Source organism: Flectobacillus sp. (assembly GCF_049240685.1).
GTDB lineage: Bacteria > Bacteroidota > Bacteroidia > Cytophagales > Spirosomataceae > Flectobacillus.
In genome coordinates, this window is record NZ_JBMLSD010000409.1 from 1 (window position 1) to 18,056 (window position 18,056).

Consider the following 18,056-nt stretch of genomic DNA (forward strand, 5'->3'; position numbering starts at 1 on the left):
ATTAGTTATATGCTTTTCGTGGCGAATTTCCCCGAAATTTGGGTGATGCCCCATTATAGGATTTACTTTGCTATTTAGTTTATACCATATAGCAGAATTTATGATTGTCAAGAAAAATAGCCCTTTAGGCTTCTTGTCTATTCAATTATTATTTTTTGTAACTGCATGGTTAATCGCAAAGCTGCAATTTGGTAATGGTTTCTCTGATTGGGGATTTATAAGGTCTACAAAAATTTTCAAACAAATGGGCTTTGGATTGCTAATCGGAATTATAATTTATGGAGTTACATTTACCATATCTATTCTTTCAGGTGCTGAGAGAATTATACTTGTACCAACAATTAAAGAAGCAATAATCCCTTTTTCATTATTTGTCTTTGGTAACTTCTTTTCATCTTTTTCAGAAGATATTCTTACAAGAGGGTATGTTTTTGCACATACTAAAAAAAAAATAGGAAATATTGCAATTATTCTCGTCTCATCATCAATCTATGTGTTGAACCATATCTACAGATTAGGTGATGGTATAGAAACTTACAGCTACTTGTTTCTTCTTGGAGTTATTTTTATAATTCCACTTGTAAAAACAAAACAAATCTGGACAACTGGTTCAATACATTGGGCAGGTAATTGTACCTTTTACTTTACTCACGAAATAATTAAAACTCAATCTCAAAACAGTTTTTTATCACCCAATATTATACTGTCAATTGTAATCATCTGTTTTATAATTTTTTTCCCTCACGATTTCCAAAAGATTCTGGAATAGTTCACTAAACTGTGTCTAGGTTAAAAAATATGTAAGACAGGGACTGGCTAGGAGGCCGAAGGCCTCCTAGCCAGTCCCTATGGAATTAACATTTTTGCGGTACTCTCTGTGGGTAAAGTTCCATGATTTCCCGTTGGATGGAGGTCCATCCATTCGCCTTTCTCTTCCATGATTTCTCGTTCCTGGTGATGGATAAATAGAGCTGTTTTAACAAAGCCGTTTCTGATACTCAAGCCGCCTTACTTTTGACCAACTTACGCATAATGCGATGAAGTGCTTCCACCGGATTGGTCGTATAAATCATTTTTCGCATCGGTAATGGAAAGTCCAAAAAGGCCATCAATTCTCCCCAGTTTTCCCTCCATTGCTTGAGGATATATTTGTATTTCTTACCCCATTTGGCCTCAAAAGCGGCAAGTGCAGTTCTTGCACTTTCTTCCGTGCTGGATGTATATACCTGACGTAAATCCTTACTGATTGCCTTTTTGTCCACTTCATCCACGTATTTTAGCGAATTCCGCATCTGGTGGACAATACATTTTTGGACAATAGATTGAGGAAAAACCTCCTGAATCTGTTCACTGAACCCCTGTAAATCGTCCGTACACACCACTAAAATGTCTAGCACACCTCTGGACTTAAGGTCTTCCATCACTAAGCCCCACTTCTTAGCTCCTTCGCCACCCGAGTTGATATACAACCCCAATACATCCCGATTCCCTTCCCAATCTACCGAATAAACCGTGTAGAAGGCGCTCTGGGTATATTTGCCGTCCTGACGCACTTTGAAGTGAATGGCATCCAAATATACAATCGGATAGAAACTTTGTAGGATTCTTGTACGCCATTCTTGGATCTGAGGAAGTATCTTATCGGTAATCTGTGAAATACGCCCCGCAGAGATACCAACCCCATAAATATCTTCCACCAAACGTCTGACGTCTTCCACCGAGTTCCCTTGAGCATAGAGCGCCAAAATCTGTTCATCCAAGCCACTACTCAATTCTCGTTCTCGTTTGCCGATTAGTTCTGGCTCAAAGTCGCCGTTACGGTCTCGAGGTGTCGAAATATCTAAAGAACCCATTTCGCTCAAAACTCGTTTGGGTGTCTTCCCATTCCGTTTATTAATACTACCTGTGGATCGTTCTTCAGCAAGAAAACTGTCGATCTCTCCCTCAAGCATCGTGTTGACCATCTCTTGTAAAATCTCACTAAAGGGACTCTCTTTACCCAGAATACCCTTCTTACTGTAAAGATGCTCTTTCAAGCGAGCTGTCATCGTGGGATCTGTCAGAAGACCCTCAACTGTCTGTTTTTTCTTCATTGGTAGCTAAGTTAGCAGACACACTTAATTGAACAATCTCTTTTTGTATAAGTATTTTTATGTGTCATAATATACCGTTTACTATCAATATCATTGCTAATTAAAAACCATATCCTTTTCTTGCTTGATATGCTTTACCTATTTTTTAATAAACTTAAAAAAGTCATTATATATTTTGCTATTGCTTATAAAATTACCACATCACAAAACTAATTAATATGATAATATCTGTAACAAGCTTGAAGGGCGGTGTAGGTAAGTCTACTATTTCTCAGAATTTGGCGGTATGCTTTGCTCATGGTGGATATAAGGTCTGCATTGCCGATGCTGATGCAAACCAGAGTGCATTACGCTGGTCTAGTTTACGAGGTGAAGATTTACCATTGATTCCAACTTTTGGGACACCTGAAAAAACATTGGCTGCTAATATCAAACAGCTAGCTAGAGATTATGAGATTGTAATCATCGATGGCACACCATCGTTGGATAAAATCACCAGTAAGATTATTCTTTTGGCGGATTTGCTGTTAGTACCAATCTTACCTAGTGGTTTGGACATCTGGGCGACTGAACAATTTATGCAACGTTTTGAGGATGCAAAAGTCGAAAAGGAGGAAGATATTCCTGCTCGCTTTATTCTAAATCGATATAGACCTAATACCAATCTGAGTAAAGAGGTCAAAGAAATTCTTCAGGAAACAGGGATAGGTGTTGTAGACACAACTTTAAAAGATAGAACTGCTTATGCTGAGGCCGTAATTAAAGGTCTTGGAGTACTAGAATATAAAGATGAAAAAGCTAAACAGGAATTGATTTCACTTTACACAGAGGTATTGTCATTACTACCAATTAAGTAAATAAGTATTTAAACTTTTGAGTATATACTTATTTACTTAATTGGTAGCCTTTTTGATACATAAGTAAAATATTAGCATTGATAATCAGAGTTTTACAAAATAGTAAATACTTAAATAAAAAAGAATATGGCTAAAGATAATAAATCAAATATTGGATTAAGAAATGTTTCAAACTTACTGCCTAAAAAGGTGGAATTGAAAACTACAGAAATAGATGTAAAAACTACAGATAAAGTGGTGCAAAAAATACATAGCACTCAAGGGAAACAGACTCGGCTCAGTGTTGATGTACCAGAAGAACTTTATCAGCCAATTAAGATTAGACAACTGACAAAGGGATATAAAACTACTAGAGAATATATCCTTGATTTGATAAATAAAGATCTTGAAGAGGGTAATAAATAGAAATACATTAGAGAGCACCTATGGATATTAGAATTATAGGTGTTTTTTTGATTTTAAGAGACGTTTACCACACTATCTATATAAGTAATCATTTGAACCAAAAATAACGCCTTAAAATCGAAATATTAAAACTAAACATTTAGTTCACGGCCCTACTTGCTACAATTTAGTTTGATTTTTGAAATTTTCCATTTTGACATTTTTATTCTTGGTCTACTTTTTTGAAAATTTTAACTTTAAAAAACAAATCATGATTTTATTTATTTTATCAATTAAATATTTGATTGATTTAGGGGCCTCCTATTAAATTGATTTACAGGCAATTGCAAAGAGAATAATGACAAATTGAAAGGCAAATAATGACAAATTGAAAGGCAAGGGTGTGGCAAATAATGACAAATTGAAAGCCAAATAATGACAAATTGAAAGCCAAGGGTGTGGCAAATAATGACAAATTGAAAGCCAAAATTTGGCTAAAAATCGCAAGTTATCCACATAATTCTTGAGTTATCCACAATGAAGTACGGCAAATAATGACAAATTGAAAGACAAAATTTGAGTCAATCTTAACATATATCAAGATGATTTTTAGAATAATGACAAATTGAAAGGCATAAATGCTTAGGCTGGAAAATAATAATTCAAAAAGAATAATGACAGGTATATTATTATGTCATTATTCTCCTTAACTTTGTGTAAATGAGAGATTAAAAATTAATATTTTACAACTATTGCTTATGTCTACTGAACTATTTCAACTAAGAAAAAATAATTTTCAACCTAACAGCCTGACCTTATCGAGACAAGAATGGGGGTTGAATGAAAGAAAAATCCTATCGGTAGTTTTAAATCAATTGGATCATGTAGGCAAATATGAAGGTCAATCCACTCATACTTTCAAAATTCCCATAATAGATGTTGCCAAACATGTTCAATATAAATACATCAAAGAGTGTTTAGAAAACCTTCAGCAGAAGAAAGTTCAGTATCACTCTGAGGTAAAGAACCAATTGCTAAGTATCGTTTTGTTTCCAGACATAAGATATAATATCAATAACAATGGAATGCTTGAATTGCTTGTAACTCGCTCATCGTTGGACTTTTTGCTAAACTTGGGACAAGAATATACGAAGTATAATATTGACATTTTTCTTCAGTTTCAAAGTGTATACTCTCAAAGAATGTACGAAATTGTAATGATGGAGTTACGAAATAGCAACAGAAAAACGTTTGTTATTGAAGTAGCTGAATTACAAAAAATATTCAATACGAATTATGCCTATGCTGATTTTAAAAAGCGTGTATTGGAAAAAGCAAGAGCCGATATTTATGAAAAGGCAGATATTGTCATAAATTATGAGCCGCATCAAAAGAAGGGTAAAAGCGTCATATCCTTGGCGTTTGCAATAACTACGGTGCGAGATGTAAAATACAATTCGGTAGAAGAAGAACTTGACGGATTTAGGAGCGCTAATCCTAATATGGTTAGACTAATTGCTCAAGGAATTCTTGAAACAGAATATACGTTTAACAAGGAGCAAATGAAAATGATTCTCTCAAATGACGACCTGTTGGAGAAGTTTGCTGAAGTTAATTCAAAAATAGATAATGGAATTATTCTGATTAAGAGCTCTAAGACTCAGTATATGGCAAAATCATTAGGATTTAATAAAACTTACAAATCGACAAATAAGTAGTCAAAAAGAGGTAGCAGTATAGCTTTGTTACCTCTTTTTTTGTTATCTGTAACAAAAAAGATAAATATTTGAAACTTCAAAAAATGCAAAATGCTGACTTTTAAACACTTAGTAAAAACTAGATTGTTATTTATAAATAATTTTATTCGTATATATACTAACGTTTTGAAATAAATAAATCCTGTTATACATTTGCACAAATTAATACAATAAAATCTACAACGTATTAGTACCAAAACTGTCTTCAGATAAGTTTATTATAATCACTAAATAAGTAAAATAGAATTTCATTCAATATGAAATGTACAAAAAGAGAGGTGTATATTTCCGACGTAGAAAAGGAAATACACAAATTTGAGCAGGAAGCTCCAAGCAAAAATAGTTCAAACACCTTTGTCCGAGTCAAAAAAGCATTACTTGACTTTGATTTGAGACTAGACTCGATTAAGCTTGATTTAGAAATATCTCCTAAAGGGCTGAATAAGTTTGAAACTTTAAATGACTCTAATTTATATGTGAGTCTAAGGGAACAAGGAATTAAGATATCTAAATCTGATTTTCGAGAAATTCTAAAAAGTGATTTTGTCCCTAAAGTCAATCCTATAGATAACTACTTCAAACAACTAAAGAGCTATAAACCAGAGGAACCTGACTACATTGATAAATTAGCAAACTTTGTACAAGCGGAAAATCAAGGAGAATTCAACAAACAATTTAAAAAGCATTTAGTCAGAACTGTTAAATGTGCTTTAGACGATGACTACTTCAACAAACAAGCTTTCATTCTAGTACAAGCTGGACAAAATACAGGTAAAACTACCTTCTGTCGATTCTTAACTCCTCCTACATTAAAGGATTACTTTGCAGAAGATATTACCACAGACAAAGATGGACTCATCTTATTAGCTAAGAACTTTATTATCAATCTTGATGAATTAAGTACCTTACACAAAGCTGAGATAAATGCTTTAAAGTCCTATTTCTCAAAGACTTCCATTAATGTTAGACTACCGTATGAGGCTAAAAATAGCAATATAGTTCGACGCTGCTCTTTCATAGGATCAACAAACTTGGGACAATTCCTATCTGATGAAACTGGTTCTGTTAGATGGTTATGCTTTCAAATAAATTCAATAAACTGGGAATATAAGTCAAGCATTAATATTGATGACGTTTGGAGACAGGCATTCTACTTATATCAAAGCCAATTCCCTTGTGATCTAAGTCAACGAGAAATACAAGAAAACGAGATTCGAAATTCTCAATTTCAAATGCTATCGGTTGAGGATGAGTTGATTCATAAATACTTAGATGTTCCTAATAGTACTAATGATCATCAAAAGGAGTTTCTACAAGCGTCTGAAATAACAACATATCTAAAAGTAAATTCAGGGATTTCTAAAATTAATCATGTCCAAATGGGAAAGGTTCTTTCAAAATACTACCAAAGAGACAAAAGAGTAAAAAATGGAATACAAGTATATGGCTATTGGGTAGTTAAAAGCTTAAACTTCTAGAAATTAAGTTACCTACTTACCTATTTACAAGTAATATTCTCATAACCAGTAAATTAATATATTTAGGTAACTTTACAAGATAGTCATAATCCGTTCTTACCTACCTACATATAAATCTCATAAAGTTCTAATTATTAATAAGATACAATACATTAGGTAAGTAGGTAACTTTAAAACTACAACTTTTAAAACTATGACTTTTAGATATTCATTAGATAAAACGACTCCGACTAGGTTGTACAAGTGTCCAAGCTGCGGAAAACGAACATTAAAAAGATATTGGGACAACGAGAATGGTAATTACATGCCAGATGATGTTGGGAGGTGCAACAGAGAAGTAAATTGTGCATATCATCTAACTCCGAAGGCTTTTTTAGAGAAAATTGGTAGCAATTATGCACCAATAGCGATTGGAAGACACTCAAAAGAGTCAATATTGCTACCAACGTATATACAAAAAAGTTATTTGGATAGAACAATGAATAGAGATGAGCCCAATAATTTGATTAGGTATCTTAGGCGGCTCTTTAAAGAAGACTTAACTCTGTACTTAGTAAATCGCTTCAAACTGGGTACCTCTACCTACTGGAAAGGTAGTACAATGTTCTGGCAGATTGATGAACGGATGAATATACACGCAGGAAAAATCATGCTTTATGATTCCGATACAGGGAGAAGGTGTAAGCATCCGTTCAATCATATTCAATGGGCTCACTCAGTAGCCAAGTGGAAAGATTTTAGACTCAATCAGTGCTTTTTTGGATTACATCAAATTAATACCCACGAAGCCAAAAGCATCTGTATTGTTGAATCCGAAAAAACAGCAGTGCTTATGACAGCATTAATTCCAAACGTGATTTGGTTAGCGTCTGGGGGAATGAATTTGTCAATTGAAAACTTTAGACCCCTAAAGCAATTTAAGTTAATTCTTTTCCCTGATGTAGGAGTGGAAGATAGAAACGGTAAAACACCTTACCAAAAATGGCAAGATAAAGCCTCTCTTCTTGAAATCTTGGGATACACAGTTTCAGTATCAAGTGTCTTAGAAAATAAAGCAACGATTCAACAAAGGGAGAAGGGATATGATCTAGCAGATTATCTAATGAAAACAGATACAGAACTAGGACTTGCGCTAAATGACAATAACTATCCCGTGTCATGGGATTTTAATTCAAATACTTTTCCAAATCAACAATACCATAAACACTAATGTACAAATACCGAACCACCACTCGCACAAAATTAGCACAAGAATACCAAGTATGTCTCAAGACATTTAACAAGATGTTGATGCGTATTCCCAACTCCCAATTTCAACTTGATAAAACGAGAAGGGTGCTAACCCCTAAAGAGGTAGAAGCTATTATTAACCACCTAGGTCCTTTAAGTGATTAATTTGAAATAACCTCCTTTCAACAGATTAACCCATGTTAACATGAATTAACTGGAATTAACCCGAATTAATTGGGATTAACCTAGATTAACCTAGATTAACCTAAAAGTGTCTAACATGGGTTAATTAAGTTTGAGAGGTAAACACATAAACAGGAGGGTGGCCTCCAATAATTCACTACATGAATCACCTCAAAACGGGTAGAGCTCTACAACTGGAAGGACTAGAGTTCGCAACAAACAAAGTAACAATTGGATTTAAGTGCGACGCAGGTACAAAAATCCAACTCGCTCAAGAAGCTAATCTATACGGACTAACGCTAAGTGAATACGTTGATACGATTCTTGGGCAAAGACATCATCAAACAAAGCAGCAGAAAACAGAAATGACCTATTCAAAAGAAGAACTAGAGGTACTGATTAAAAAGATTGCCTTCTATGAAAATGATAGAATGCAGCAAGCCTACGAAACTCATAAAGGAAACACACTAAACATTATGTGTGTAGATAATACTGAAAGACAATTTCAGGTTAACCACATAGAAGACATTTTTACCATCATCATGAACCTAGTAAAACTTTCATAAACCTATGTTTGAAGTAACATCACAACCATTTGGAACGAGTACAAGAGAAGAACTCACTCTATCAGGGCACAGTACGTTCTTAGAGTCAAGGTATAAATCCTCTAAATCATCATCAGGGATATTGAGTGTAATACTAATTTTTGGATTAGTCATTGTTGGATTGGCGGCTTTATTCTGGGATGAGTTGGAGGATAGAATATCTAACCTTCAAATCCCTGGTAAGACCTAAAATATATACACCTCATATACTTTCTTCTTGATTTTTACATTCCTTGGGATGAGTGGGCGTAGTAAAGAAACTTCTCATAGGTTTCCTATCATACTCTTCCCAATAAAGCTTAAAAGTATTGTGTAAGCTTCCCCAAAATAGTACGAATTGAAATTAGAGAGAATCTTTAACCTTTAAATCGTATTATTTTGGAGAAACCTAACAAATGCTTTGGTAGATATTTAAGCGATTCAATTTACATCAAATACCAAAGTATATAATAGGTCTTGATTTAGCTTTTGCTGAATCAATAAATTGTCTATTCCACAAAGGGATGAAGAATTTGCATGTTTGTTATTTACAAACCAACCATGCTCAATACCAGCATCAGGTCTTATTGTAATCAAGGTCTTATGCTTGTTTCGAATCGACAAGAAACGATAGTGAGGAAGATGTTGGTCTAATTCAACATTGACTGACTCAATACCACAATCCTTTGCTATTCTTTGAATAAAGAATTTACGGGAGTTTTCATCATTAAATTGCTCAGTAATATTTCCTTTGTTTTGTTCATAATATGGAGCTTTCATTTGTTGCAATTGAACTGTCAACTCGGTTATCTCGAAATTTAATTTCTCTTTCATAGTATTTATAAATTGAACAAGCAACAAGCATCCCAAGGGCTTCATAAGGTATCTGTCAGAATACGTAAGATGAACTTTTTCTCCTGCTAGAACTTGGGCAAGTTTATCTTGAACATCATCATTCAAACGTTCATGAAACATGTTGTAAAAATCTAACGAGTTAATATATTTACTAGGCGCTGGTATTTTTACTTCAAAAATGTTTCCAATCAAATCATCAAATTTTATATCATAAATGGGAAGAGTCCACTGACTAAAAGCTTCCTGCTTGTATATATAATTGCTCCTCGAATTACCCCAGTCTGCATCTAATTGGGTATGGAAGTCGTTTGTAAAATAGTCATACAGTTGATTATTCACAAGCTTTACCCTTGCAATTTGCTGTAAGTTCCCAACACTGAAACTATCAATATAATTAAGTTGCGCCCATACTCTTGTTTGAATAAGGGTAAGTTTATGCTCAAGAGATAATTGCATGGGATGACCACGAAAAACTAAATGAATAGAAATACCATTCAATTTCATACTATTTAGAAGTTGAAAATTATCAACATTCCAGTTATCTATGTTGTCATAGTCTACCAATAACCACACCTCTTGCATTTGTTTTTTACTCAGTAATCTTGCCCAATCATTTATGATTGTCCCAATATTTTTTTTAGGTTGATTTGTTAATAACATTTCAACCTCGTAAGGTACCTTATTGTCAACAATACTAGACAACCATTCAATAGCACTATGTCGATCTAATTTATCAATATAATACTGAGATTTACGGTCAATCAAGCATTTGGTACAAGCAGATTCACAATTACACCTTTTCAGAAAATCTAAAGCGTTATTACAAACATCCTCGAAATAGGTGGCAGACTGAGAAACATAGCCGGCACCTCCTTTGGCAGTATCAAAAAGAAAAATACTTGAATAACCACGATATTTCTTTAGACCAAAATCAACTTCCTGATCTTCTATACCCAGAAATGTAGTAAGACTTTTCGAAATGGCTTGACCTAAGGAATATAGAGTGGCTTCATTATTGATAAGGTTCCCATTTGCATCCTTACACCTTATTTCAAAAAAATCAGTTTGGAAACGGCCAACCAATAAAACATTATTTCGAATAGCATATGGATTATCATTTCCCTTACAAAGAGAATTATCTCTTTCGTTTTTCCCTCCCCTTAATCTTGTATGACCGTTCAATGAATTTTGATTTATATCCGCACGTCCACATTCTAAACAAACAGAATATCCTTCGCCAGCTCCATAATTATAATAAAGTATTTCTGCATTTTCTTTACTATCCCTAAATTCAAAAACAGGATGAGTATCATCACTCCAAGATTCAACACCAATTAGTAAAGGTTCAACATACTGAACATTTGAAAGTTCAGTAATCTCCCTTGTTTTATCTTCAAATAAGTCTACAGAGAAACCCGCAGGCTCGATTATTTCAGTGTATAAACTTTGAGAATTAAGTCCTTTTAGTGTGTCATTTTTACAGTCAGGGCACGTTCTTGAAATAGACTCGTTACTTACAATATGTTCAAAGCCACAGGCAGTACAGTGTTGTAATATTCGTTTTGTTGCCTCGCCGCCCCAGTTATTTTTTAATGAAATACCTGCAGATTTATAACTCCAACCATCAATTACTACCTTTGTACCAGGGGCATACTCTGAAAGTGCTCTAGTGATATGATAAGAAGGAAGTTGCTTGGGTTCATCAGCACTTCGCTTTAAATCCGTAATATTTATATTATTAAAATCAACTACTCCAGTTGGAATTCCTCCAGCAGGTAAAAACCCTTCTTCAGATAGATAGGATAATAGGTTTTTATGTAAAAATTGATTTTTCTGATAGTTAACAGCTTTGTATGCTGGAGAATCTTCGTTATATCCTTTAAGTTCTAAAAACTTCTTCAAAGAAGTATCAAAATCGACCCTCTTTTGAAGAATAGTATTGACTAAAAATTCAAAGTTTGAATAAACTTTATTGATAATTGCCATTGTAGTATGATTACTCAAAGGGGTATTCCTAATTATTTGTGCAATTGAATCTAACAATTCTACCGGAACACCTTCAAGTAGAAACTCCATCAATAATTGCGAAGCATTTGCTTGTTTTCCTGCTAAATTTATGAAGAAAAAACTTTCTATTGTTTCTTTAACATTAATGCCAGCTAGCTGATTTTGGATAAACTTTCCAAGCATAAAAGCATTAATATGGCGTTGTACTACTGCATTACTGCTAAAGGAAAGCATTGGAGGTGCTATCTTATGATTTAAGGCCCATTCAGGTTTAGCCATCACATTAGATCCTATTGGGTTTGCAGCACATATGGTGAAAGCAAGAGATTTATTTTCACCTCTTCTGCCTGCTCTTCCCGTTCTTTGTAAATAATTGGCTGGACTAGGTGGCACATTACTCATGACAACAGCTGAAATACCGCCAATATCCACCCCCATTTCCATGGTGGTTGAACAGCTTAATATGTTTATTTTGCCGTCCTGAAATTTTGTTTCGAGGTCATCTAATCTGGATTTTTGTTGCTGAGCTGAATGCTCTCCAGCTAAATACAATGGCTTAAAATTTATAATTCGTTCATGAAGGCTATTCCATAATCCTTTAGTTTTAAAAAATTTAACTTCGGAATTTGTATCAATCCATTGTAATGTAGGTTCTGTATTGTAATTGTTATCTTCATCCCTATTAAAAGGGTAATAAAACATTGGAAAATTGATAGAGTTTCCTACTTTGAACGCTCCAATATTTGATGCATTACCGTTAATCCAAGGTGAATAACCTCTAAAATTAGTATCAATAAGCCTTTTTTTGACCGGACACAGCCATAGCTTATCTGCTAATTCAAACGCAACTTTTTCTTCTAAATTTAGCTTATAGCCACCTTCGTTTCCATAAGCTGTTAAGAAATTCCTCCTAATTGTTATCCACAATTGTTCGAGTAACGCATTAATTTGATCTTGAATTTCATTATCAATCGTATTTAGTTCATGATATCCAAGTCCAGCACATATTAAAAGTACCAAACGGTTTGGCCTTACACGATTTCTATCGAATACTGGCCACTTAGAGACATTTGCAATTGGCGAATCACTCGGGTAAATAGCAAAACTTTTATGATTTGTTGAAGCCATTCCTCTCACACTAGGAGAAATAGAATAATAGAATTTATACCTAATTACATAATCTAGCGCAATTTTCACAAGACTTTTCCACTCATTGCTCTCAATTCCTAATCCAGATGCAATATCAGGAGTAGTCAAGTTATCTAAGTCGGGATAAATCACATTGACCATGCCTAAATTTTCCAAAGAGCGGTCTCTGGGTAACCTTCTGGCAAATTCATTGTAAAGGAGTGAATTTAAGTAATCTTTTCCCTGAGAAGATATATTACCGCCTATATTATGATTGAATAAATTTGTAAATTCATTTTCACTACGCTCCAATATTTCCAGCATTTCCTTCCAAGTAATCCGACTTTGTTGTACACTCGGAGGTACCGAATTAATTATAGCTTCATATTGCTCAATGTCAGCCTTTTTTTTATTAATAAGAATAGGGATTTTTATCGTCGGTAATTCTGCTTTTAATTTTTCTAATTCTTTGATACAAGCAATTTTGTCCTCTTCATTTAATTGAGGAAATTGATTTTGTAACTCTATTCTTTCTTTACACAAAGAATGAAATACCTGCGATCTCAACCAGTAGGTTTCACTATCTATGTTAATGAGGGCTGATATTTTTGCCGTCCCTTGTCTGCTATCTGTAAAGGAAATGTATTTTTTCCCCTCCCAAAGCATTTCTTTACTAATTTGGTTTGCACTATTTGTTTGTTCAAGAATCAAATCTGACATCAGCCTATTTAGAAATGCTGCTGATAATCTAAAATGGAAAGGACGCTCAAGATTACATCCACAATATGGACAACCTTCAGTATTAGGTACTTCAAAGAGAGGCCCTAAAGTATCAAAATTTAAGGTGCTATCAATATTGATTTTAACTGGTACAAGATTCTCAGAAATAAATGGTCTACCCTTTAACTGTTTGGCAAGAATAAATCTACTTGGTATAGGATTCATGCTTAAATTATCTTCATTATCCTCATCATTTTCATCATCTACCTGAAAAAAGTCATTACTTTGCTTAGAACTTTGTTTGACTACATTCCCCTCTTTTTCTCCTTCCATCATGTAGGTGCCACAAGTTTTACAGGAAATTAATTCTAGCAATGGGTAACCACATTTGCACTGCTTTTTAGAAATAGTAGTAAGTGTGCCTATGATGTGTTCAGGGACATTTCGATGAATCGTGCAAGTAGGATTGGTACATGCATATATTCCACTTATATTTCTTGCAAAAAAATGTCCTCTGACTGGGAGAAAAGATTGACCATTATCAGAAATATCAGCTAAACTATCAATATATGCAAGCTGGTCAGAGCGATTAGGGAGCTTAGTAGTTTTTCCAATTACCTCTAAATTCAGACAAGTATTTTCGTATAGCTGCTTACGTAAATTGAGGGCAATATCAGAATCCTCTATATCACTTTTATCCAGTAGGCTAGCGTCAAAACTTGGTAGTATTCTTTTCCCTTTAATAATTTCGATATTCGATGTTTGAATACCACATAAATCAGCCATAAACTGCTTTAAGTAATCATCGTTTCCATCCCCAACTGTTGCCGAAGTTACTGCAAACCTTACAGTATTGATATCTACGTCAAAAGCATCGATAACTCTCCTAATCAGAAGAGCCATTTCTGTAGCTTTTGACCCCACTAAAGTATGAGCTTCATCTAACAAAATCCACCTCAATTTTCCTTTTGAATTTTGAAGTAATTGGGTGTCCTTATCCCTAACCAGCATATATTCAAGCATAGTTGGATTTGTGAACAAGATTTGTGGGGTCTGTTCTCTTATGTTTTTCCTTGATATGATTTCAGGAAAAGCCTCATTTTGTTTTAGCTGCGGTACAGTTTCTGCAGTATTTCCATTGTACACGGCATATTTAATATTTCCTAATGCCTTACACCATGCATGCATACGCTTTTTTTGACTACCAATCAAAGCATTTAATGGATAAAGAAATATAGCATTAACACCTATCTCATTTGGGCTATTGGTATAAATATCTTGTAAGACTGGTAACATAAAACATTCTGTTTTTCCAGAACCTGTACCAGTTGTAACTAAGATTGATTTCTTTTCATCTATAGATGCTTTCCAACTACTTAACTGATGTAAATAAGGAAGCCTATCTGCTGAAAAACGATATTCTTCATTTTTTATGCTATCAAGTTTTTTGATAAAGTCAGGATTAAACATAAAACTCAATTGCCCAAACGTTTCTTGAGAAGGTTCCCAAGGGAACATATTTTGAAATACGGGCTTGGCTAATATTTTCTCATCCTCTTGGTTCAAAATATATTTAAGATAGGTCTGCATCTCGGCATCTCCTGTTGCCCAAAGCGATAGAACGGTATCGATAATTCTTTGTTCAGTACTAGTGTAAAATTTTCTAAAGTTCATCATAAATAGGTTTTGTTTTTATAATATTCGATTGATAGTATAAGTAACTGCTAAATCATACCATTGATTATCAAGATTTTCACAATAAATAATATTTCGTCTGATTTCATGATTATTCAGATGCCATAAATCAACGATTTTACCTCCATTAGGCAGTTCCGATTCATAAAGATTTAATTTTACTAGAGCAATAGCTATAGGACACCTTGTCATTATTTTTAATTTTTTGTTATCAATAGGAATAATTGTTTTTCTGTTTTCGGGTATAAAAGGTCTCCAATGCGGCAATTCATTTATCACTGATTCTCCTAGTCTTTGCCGCATACTATTCATGGAAGTATTTAAGTGAAATCCTTCTGGCATCTTCCAATCATTGTTGTTGAACATTAGAAATTTTCTATCAATAATTAGGCTTGATTTTTCAAGGATTAAACCGATAGCATCATTCCCATGATTATCAATTATACTATTAAAGTTTTTTTGAATCGATTCAAAAGAGCACCAATGAAATCTAAACCCTAACTCTTCTTCCATTTTCCCACAAGTGCGAATAAAATCTTCATTACTATGTGTATAGCAGATCAGAAAGAAGAAAAGTTTAGCACAAATATCAGATGATGAACAAGCTGCTCTAATTATATCAAATGCAGAAAAAGGAAGATTAAACTGATTACAAATTTCAATATATCGATATAATTTTTGCCACTCCTGATCGTCTATCGAATCATCTGATAATTGACGGTAGAATTCAGTAATCCTAACTAACTTATTTTGATAAAGAACTTCTGGTGCTGGTGGCGAAATTATATAATCCTGATTAATAGTTACATAGGTAGGGAGAATCTTACAATTGATATCTTTATTCGTATCAAAAACAATGAACTCCTGATTACTAATGATTTCAGGAATATAAAAACTATCATTATCCCTGTCTAATTCAATAGAATTGATATCTTTAAGCTCGCAGTTCAAGGGCACTGCATAGAGCAAGTAATTTGATTGAGGGGTATAATTAATATCTAAATCATCACTTTTTTTAAGATTAATAAGTAATTTTTTATCTTCCGATTGTCTCAAAGCCCCATCTTCATTTAGGTAAGAGAGACGAGTATTATATGCTTTAAACTGAATTCTTTTACCCTGCATTTCCATTACGACTATGTTACTAGATGCCATTGAGTCTGCTAATAGAAATAACTTTTGAATTATTGTATTAAAGTTTCTTAGTGGGATTAATCCAGATTGTAGCGTCTGACGAATAATCAGCTTTGGATACTGTTCATTATAAAACTTAATGGTTTGATTTTCTCCACTTATGATTCGGTATCCATCTATGTTATTCAACAAAAAAATGTGGTTATTACCCACCACTTTATCCTCTTTATCAACTAACTCAATGCCCTTAGCTGGCAGTAGTATATCGAATAATAAATTTCCATATTTACTTTTTATATAGGCTTTGATGTATTTAGGTATTTGATTTGTGTTAGTGATATTTACTACAATAGATTTATCCGTGTTAGAGATATTATAGCAGCTATTATTGTCAACTACTTCTAACATCAAATCATTATGATTAAAATAGATTGCCGGTCTTAAAATATCAGAGCTGGAGAATCTCAATGTAGAGTCTCCAATATTGAATACTTTTTCGTACTCAGTAACTCCAGCGATACAAAATTGCAGTTCTATAATTCCCACAGGAATCGAACCATTATATTCATGCCATACATACTCCCCCTTTCTTCGCCATTTTTTACTTATCTGATTATCACTTATTCTTTTTCCATCATCATTAAAAAAATAAATTTTAGGCAAAGCTTTCACAACTACCGTATTTGCTTTATGTAACCAATGGGGTCTCGTTTCTTGAATATACCAATCAAAAGAGGTAGTATTTAGTTTGAAGTGAACAGACTCATTTTTACTAGTGATTAAGGTAGTAGCTTCTTGTATTTCAAAAAGATAAAATATTTTGTTTTCAATTATCAATTTCAGACTTTTCTCAGTACAATGACTAGGTTCAGAGGTCAAAACAAAGGCACTGTCCCCGTTATGATTTTTCTTGGATAGCATTATCCAACGATTTTCTTCAACTTGAACCCAAAGACTTGGAATGCTAGTATCTGGCAATACTTTTATCTGAGAAGAAATAAAATATTTTTTCCCAGAAGTATCTGCAAAATACAATTCTGGTAGGTGTTTGTTTCCGGGATTCCACAAAATGGGGGTCAAAGACGAATAATATTTTATAAAATCCCCCTTGATATCCTTTCGGTAAGTTGCCAATAAGGTTTCATCACAAAAGAAATTGTATGAAGCAGATAACTCATCATCGGAAATGAGGTTAATCATCTCAGCAAATAATGTGCTGTTTATTTTATCAGGTAAAACCGATTTTAATACAATATTGGCTTCCTCGGAAGACTTCAAATTCAATTCAAAAAATGTTTTTATTTTGGCTTGAGATTTTACTGCCTTTTCTATTTCCGTTTTGCGTTTTTTTAGGGTATCTACTAAATCTCTTTGTTGATTCAGCTCTAATAGGTCAAGTATTTCTCGACCTTCCTCTGTATCATCCCAAATGGCTCTCGAAATACTCAAGGCTGCTTCAAAAACAATTTCATTACGAGTAGACATTGGCAAATCCTTAATCACTTCATAATTATCTGCAATATCACTGATAATAGCGGGTCTCTGTTCAATTACTTTCAATAAAAACTTACGGTATGCTGTTCCATATTTCAGCAAGTTTTTCAAAGGGATACCTCCTTGAAGTAAAAGTGTCCTAAAGTACAAGGTATTCTCTTTCTGAATCCATTTCCAGCCTAACTTTTTACCTCCTTCTTTTGCTTTTTGATATAAATCTTCTGCCGAAAAGCTTTGATCTGTAGAGTATAAGGAATTAAAAATCATATCCTTGGATGGCTTTCCTTCAACATAGGAAAATTTCCACCACAAGCCGAAGAGTATGGCACAATCTCTTGAATCAATACTAGTTAATGAAGACTTTTCCCTAAAATATCTTTTAATACTTTCGAAAAAATCTTCATCAAAGTTTCTTAAACTTTTCCCTTCTAAATTTGTATAGTAGTGCATATCATGT

11 protein-coding genes and 2 pseudogenes are annotated in these 18,056 nt (G+C 33.7%); 10 read left to right on the forward strand and 3 right to left on the reverse strand.

The genetic code is table 11. From position 1 onward, the window contains the following. Positions 1 to 100: 100 nt before the first annotated feature. Positions 101 to 769: a CPBP family intramembrane glutamic endopeptidase gene (locus ACOVQ4_RS18555; protein WP_421822108.1), complete on the forward strand. Its 669-nt coding sequence runs from the start codon at positions 101 to 103 to the stop codon at positions 767 to 769. Between the two features lie 85 nt (positions 770 to 854). Here ACOVQ4_RS18555 and ACOVQ4_RS18560 read toward each other — a convergent pair. Next, positions 855 to 2,093: pseudogene (locus ACOVQ4_RS18560) on the reverse strand (IS256 family transposase). Between the two features lie 218 nt (positions 2,094 to 2,311). Between ACOVQ4_RS18560 and parA the strand changes: the two are divergent. From parA to ACOVQ4_RS18605, 9 genes and pseudogenes are all read left to right on the forward strand, one after another. Next, positions 2,312 to 2,950 carry a ParA family partition ATPase gene (gene parA / locus ACOVQ4_RS18565; protein WP_421822109.1) on the forward strand — a complete coding sequence of 213 codons (639 nt, stop codon included), beginning with the start codon at positions 2,312 to 2,314 and terminating at the stop codon, positions 2,948 to 2,950. A gap of 126 nt (positions 2,951 to 3,076) precedes the next feature. Next, positions 3,077 to 3,355, forward strand: coding sequence for a hypothetical protein (locus ACOVQ4_RS18570; protein WP_421822110.1), 279 nt, complete (start codon positions 3,077 to 3,079; stop codon positions 3,353 to 3,355). 737 nt (positions 3,356 to 4,092) lie between these two features. After that, on the forward strand, positions 4,093 to 5,052 hold the full coding sequence (locus ACOVQ4_RS18575; RefSeq protein WP_421822111.1) for a replication initiation protein: 960 nt from the start codon (positions 4,093 to 4,095) through the stop codon (positions 5,050 to 5,052). 296 nt (positions 5,053 to 5,348) lie between these two features. Continuing rightward, entirely contained in the window at positions 5,349 to 6,569 is a 1,221-nt protein-coding gene (locus ACOVQ4_RS18580) for a VapE domain-containing protein (protein WP_421822112.1), read from the forward strand. Between the two features lie 193 nt (positions 6,570 to 6,762). Then, positions 6,763 to 6,936 (forward strand): annotated as a pseudogene (locus ACOVQ4_RS18585) (PG0870-related protein); the annotation flags it as partial. A 111-nt stretch (positions 6,937 to 7,047) separates the two neighbouring features. Beyond that, on the forward strand, positions 7,048 to 7,779 hold the full coding sequence (locus ACOVQ4_RS18590) for a DUF6371 domain-containing protein (RefSeq protein ID WP_421822154.1): 732 nt from the start codon (positions 7,048 to 7,050) through the stop codon (positions 7,777 to 7,779). Beyond that, positions 7,779 to 7,964, forward strand: coding sequence for a hypothetical protein (locus ACOVQ4_RS18595; RefSeq protein WP_283330301.1), 186 nt, complete (start codon positions 7,779 to 7,781; stop codon positions 7,962 to 7,964). Before ACOVQ4_RS18590 ends, ACOVQ4_RS18595 begins: the two co-directional genes overlap by 1 nt. Before the next feature lie 179 nt (positions 7,965 to 8,143). Further along, on the forward strand, positions 8,144 to 8,548 hold the full coding sequence (locus ACOVQ4_RS18600; RefSeq protein WP_421822113.1) for a hypothetical protein: 405 nt from the start codon (positions 8,144 to 8,146) through the stop codon (positions 8,546 to 8,548). Between the two features lie 4 nt (positions 8,549 to 8,552). Continuing rightward, complete coding sequence (locus ACOVQ4_RS18605) at positions 8,553 to 8,777, forward strand: hypothetical protein (protein WP_421822114.1); 225 nt, start codon at positions 8,553 to 8,555, stop codon at positions 8,775 to 8,777. A gap of 230 nt (positions 8,778 to 9,007) precedes the next feature. Here ACOVQ4_RS18605 and ACOVQ4_RS18610 read toward each other — a convergent pair whose 3' ends face one another. Together ACOVQ4_RS18610 and ACOVQ4_RS18615 are read right to left on the reverse strand one after the other, a co-directional pair. Further along, on the reverse strand, positions 9,008 to 14,953 hold the full coding sequence (locus ACOVQ4_RS18610; protein WP_421822115.1) for a DEAD/DEAH box helicase: 5,946 nt from the start codon (positions 14,951 to 14,953) through the stop codon (positions 9,008 to 9,010). Positions 14,954 to 14,968: 15 nt separating this feature from the next. After that, complete coding sequence (locus tag ACOVQ4_RS18615; RefSeq protein WP_421822116.1) at positions 14,969 to 18,049, reverse strand: hypothetical protein; 3,081 nt, start codon at positions 18,047 to 18,049, stop codon at positions 14,969 to 14,971. Positions 18,050 to 18,056 lie beyond the last annotated feature (7 nt).

Coding starts and splice junctions, on each gene's coding strand:
- parA (WP_421822109.1), top strand. CDS start 2,312: ATGATAATATCTGTAACAAGCTTGAAGGGCGGTGTAGGTAAGTCTACT.
- ACOVQ4_RS18605 (WP_421822114.1), top strand. CDS start 8,553: ATGTTTGAAGTAACATCACAACCATTTGGAACGAGTACAAGAGAAGAA.
- ACOVQ4_RS18615 (WP_421822116.1), bottom strand. CDS start 18,049: ATGCACTACTATACAAATTTAGAAGGGAAAAGTTTAAGAAACTTTGAT.
- ACOVQ4_RS18590 (WP_421822154.1), top strand. CDS start 7,048: ATGAATAGAGATGAGCCCAATAATTTGATTAGGTATCTTAGGCGGCTC.
- ACOVQ4_RS18555 (WP_421822108.1), top strand. CDS start 101: ATGATTGTCAAGAAAAATAGCCCTTTAGGCTTCTTGTCTATTCAATTA.
- ACOVQ4_RS18610 (WP_421822115.1), bottom strand. CDS start 14,953: ATGATGAACTTTAGAAAATTTTACACTAGTACTGAACAAAGAATTATC.
- ACOVQ4_RS18575 (WP_421822111.1), top strand. CDS start 4,093: ATGTCTACTGAACTATTTCAACTAAGAAAAAATAATTTTCAACCTAAC.
- ACOVQ4_RS18570 (WP_421822110.1), top strand. CDS start 3,077: ATGGCTAAAGATAATAAATCAAATATTGGATTAAGAAATGTTTCAAAC.
- ACOVQ4_RS18580 (WP_421822112.1), top strand. CDS start 5,349: ATGAAATGTACAAAAAGAGAGGTGTATATTTCCGACGTAGAAAAGGAA.
- ACOVQ4_RS18595 (WP_283330301.1), top strand. CDS start 7,779: ATGTACAAATACCGAACCACCACTCGCACAAAATTAGCACAAGAATAC.
- ACOVQ4_RS18600 (WP_421822113.1), top strand. CDS start 8,144: ATGAATCACCTCAAAACGGGTAGAGCTCTACAACTGGAAGGACTAGAG.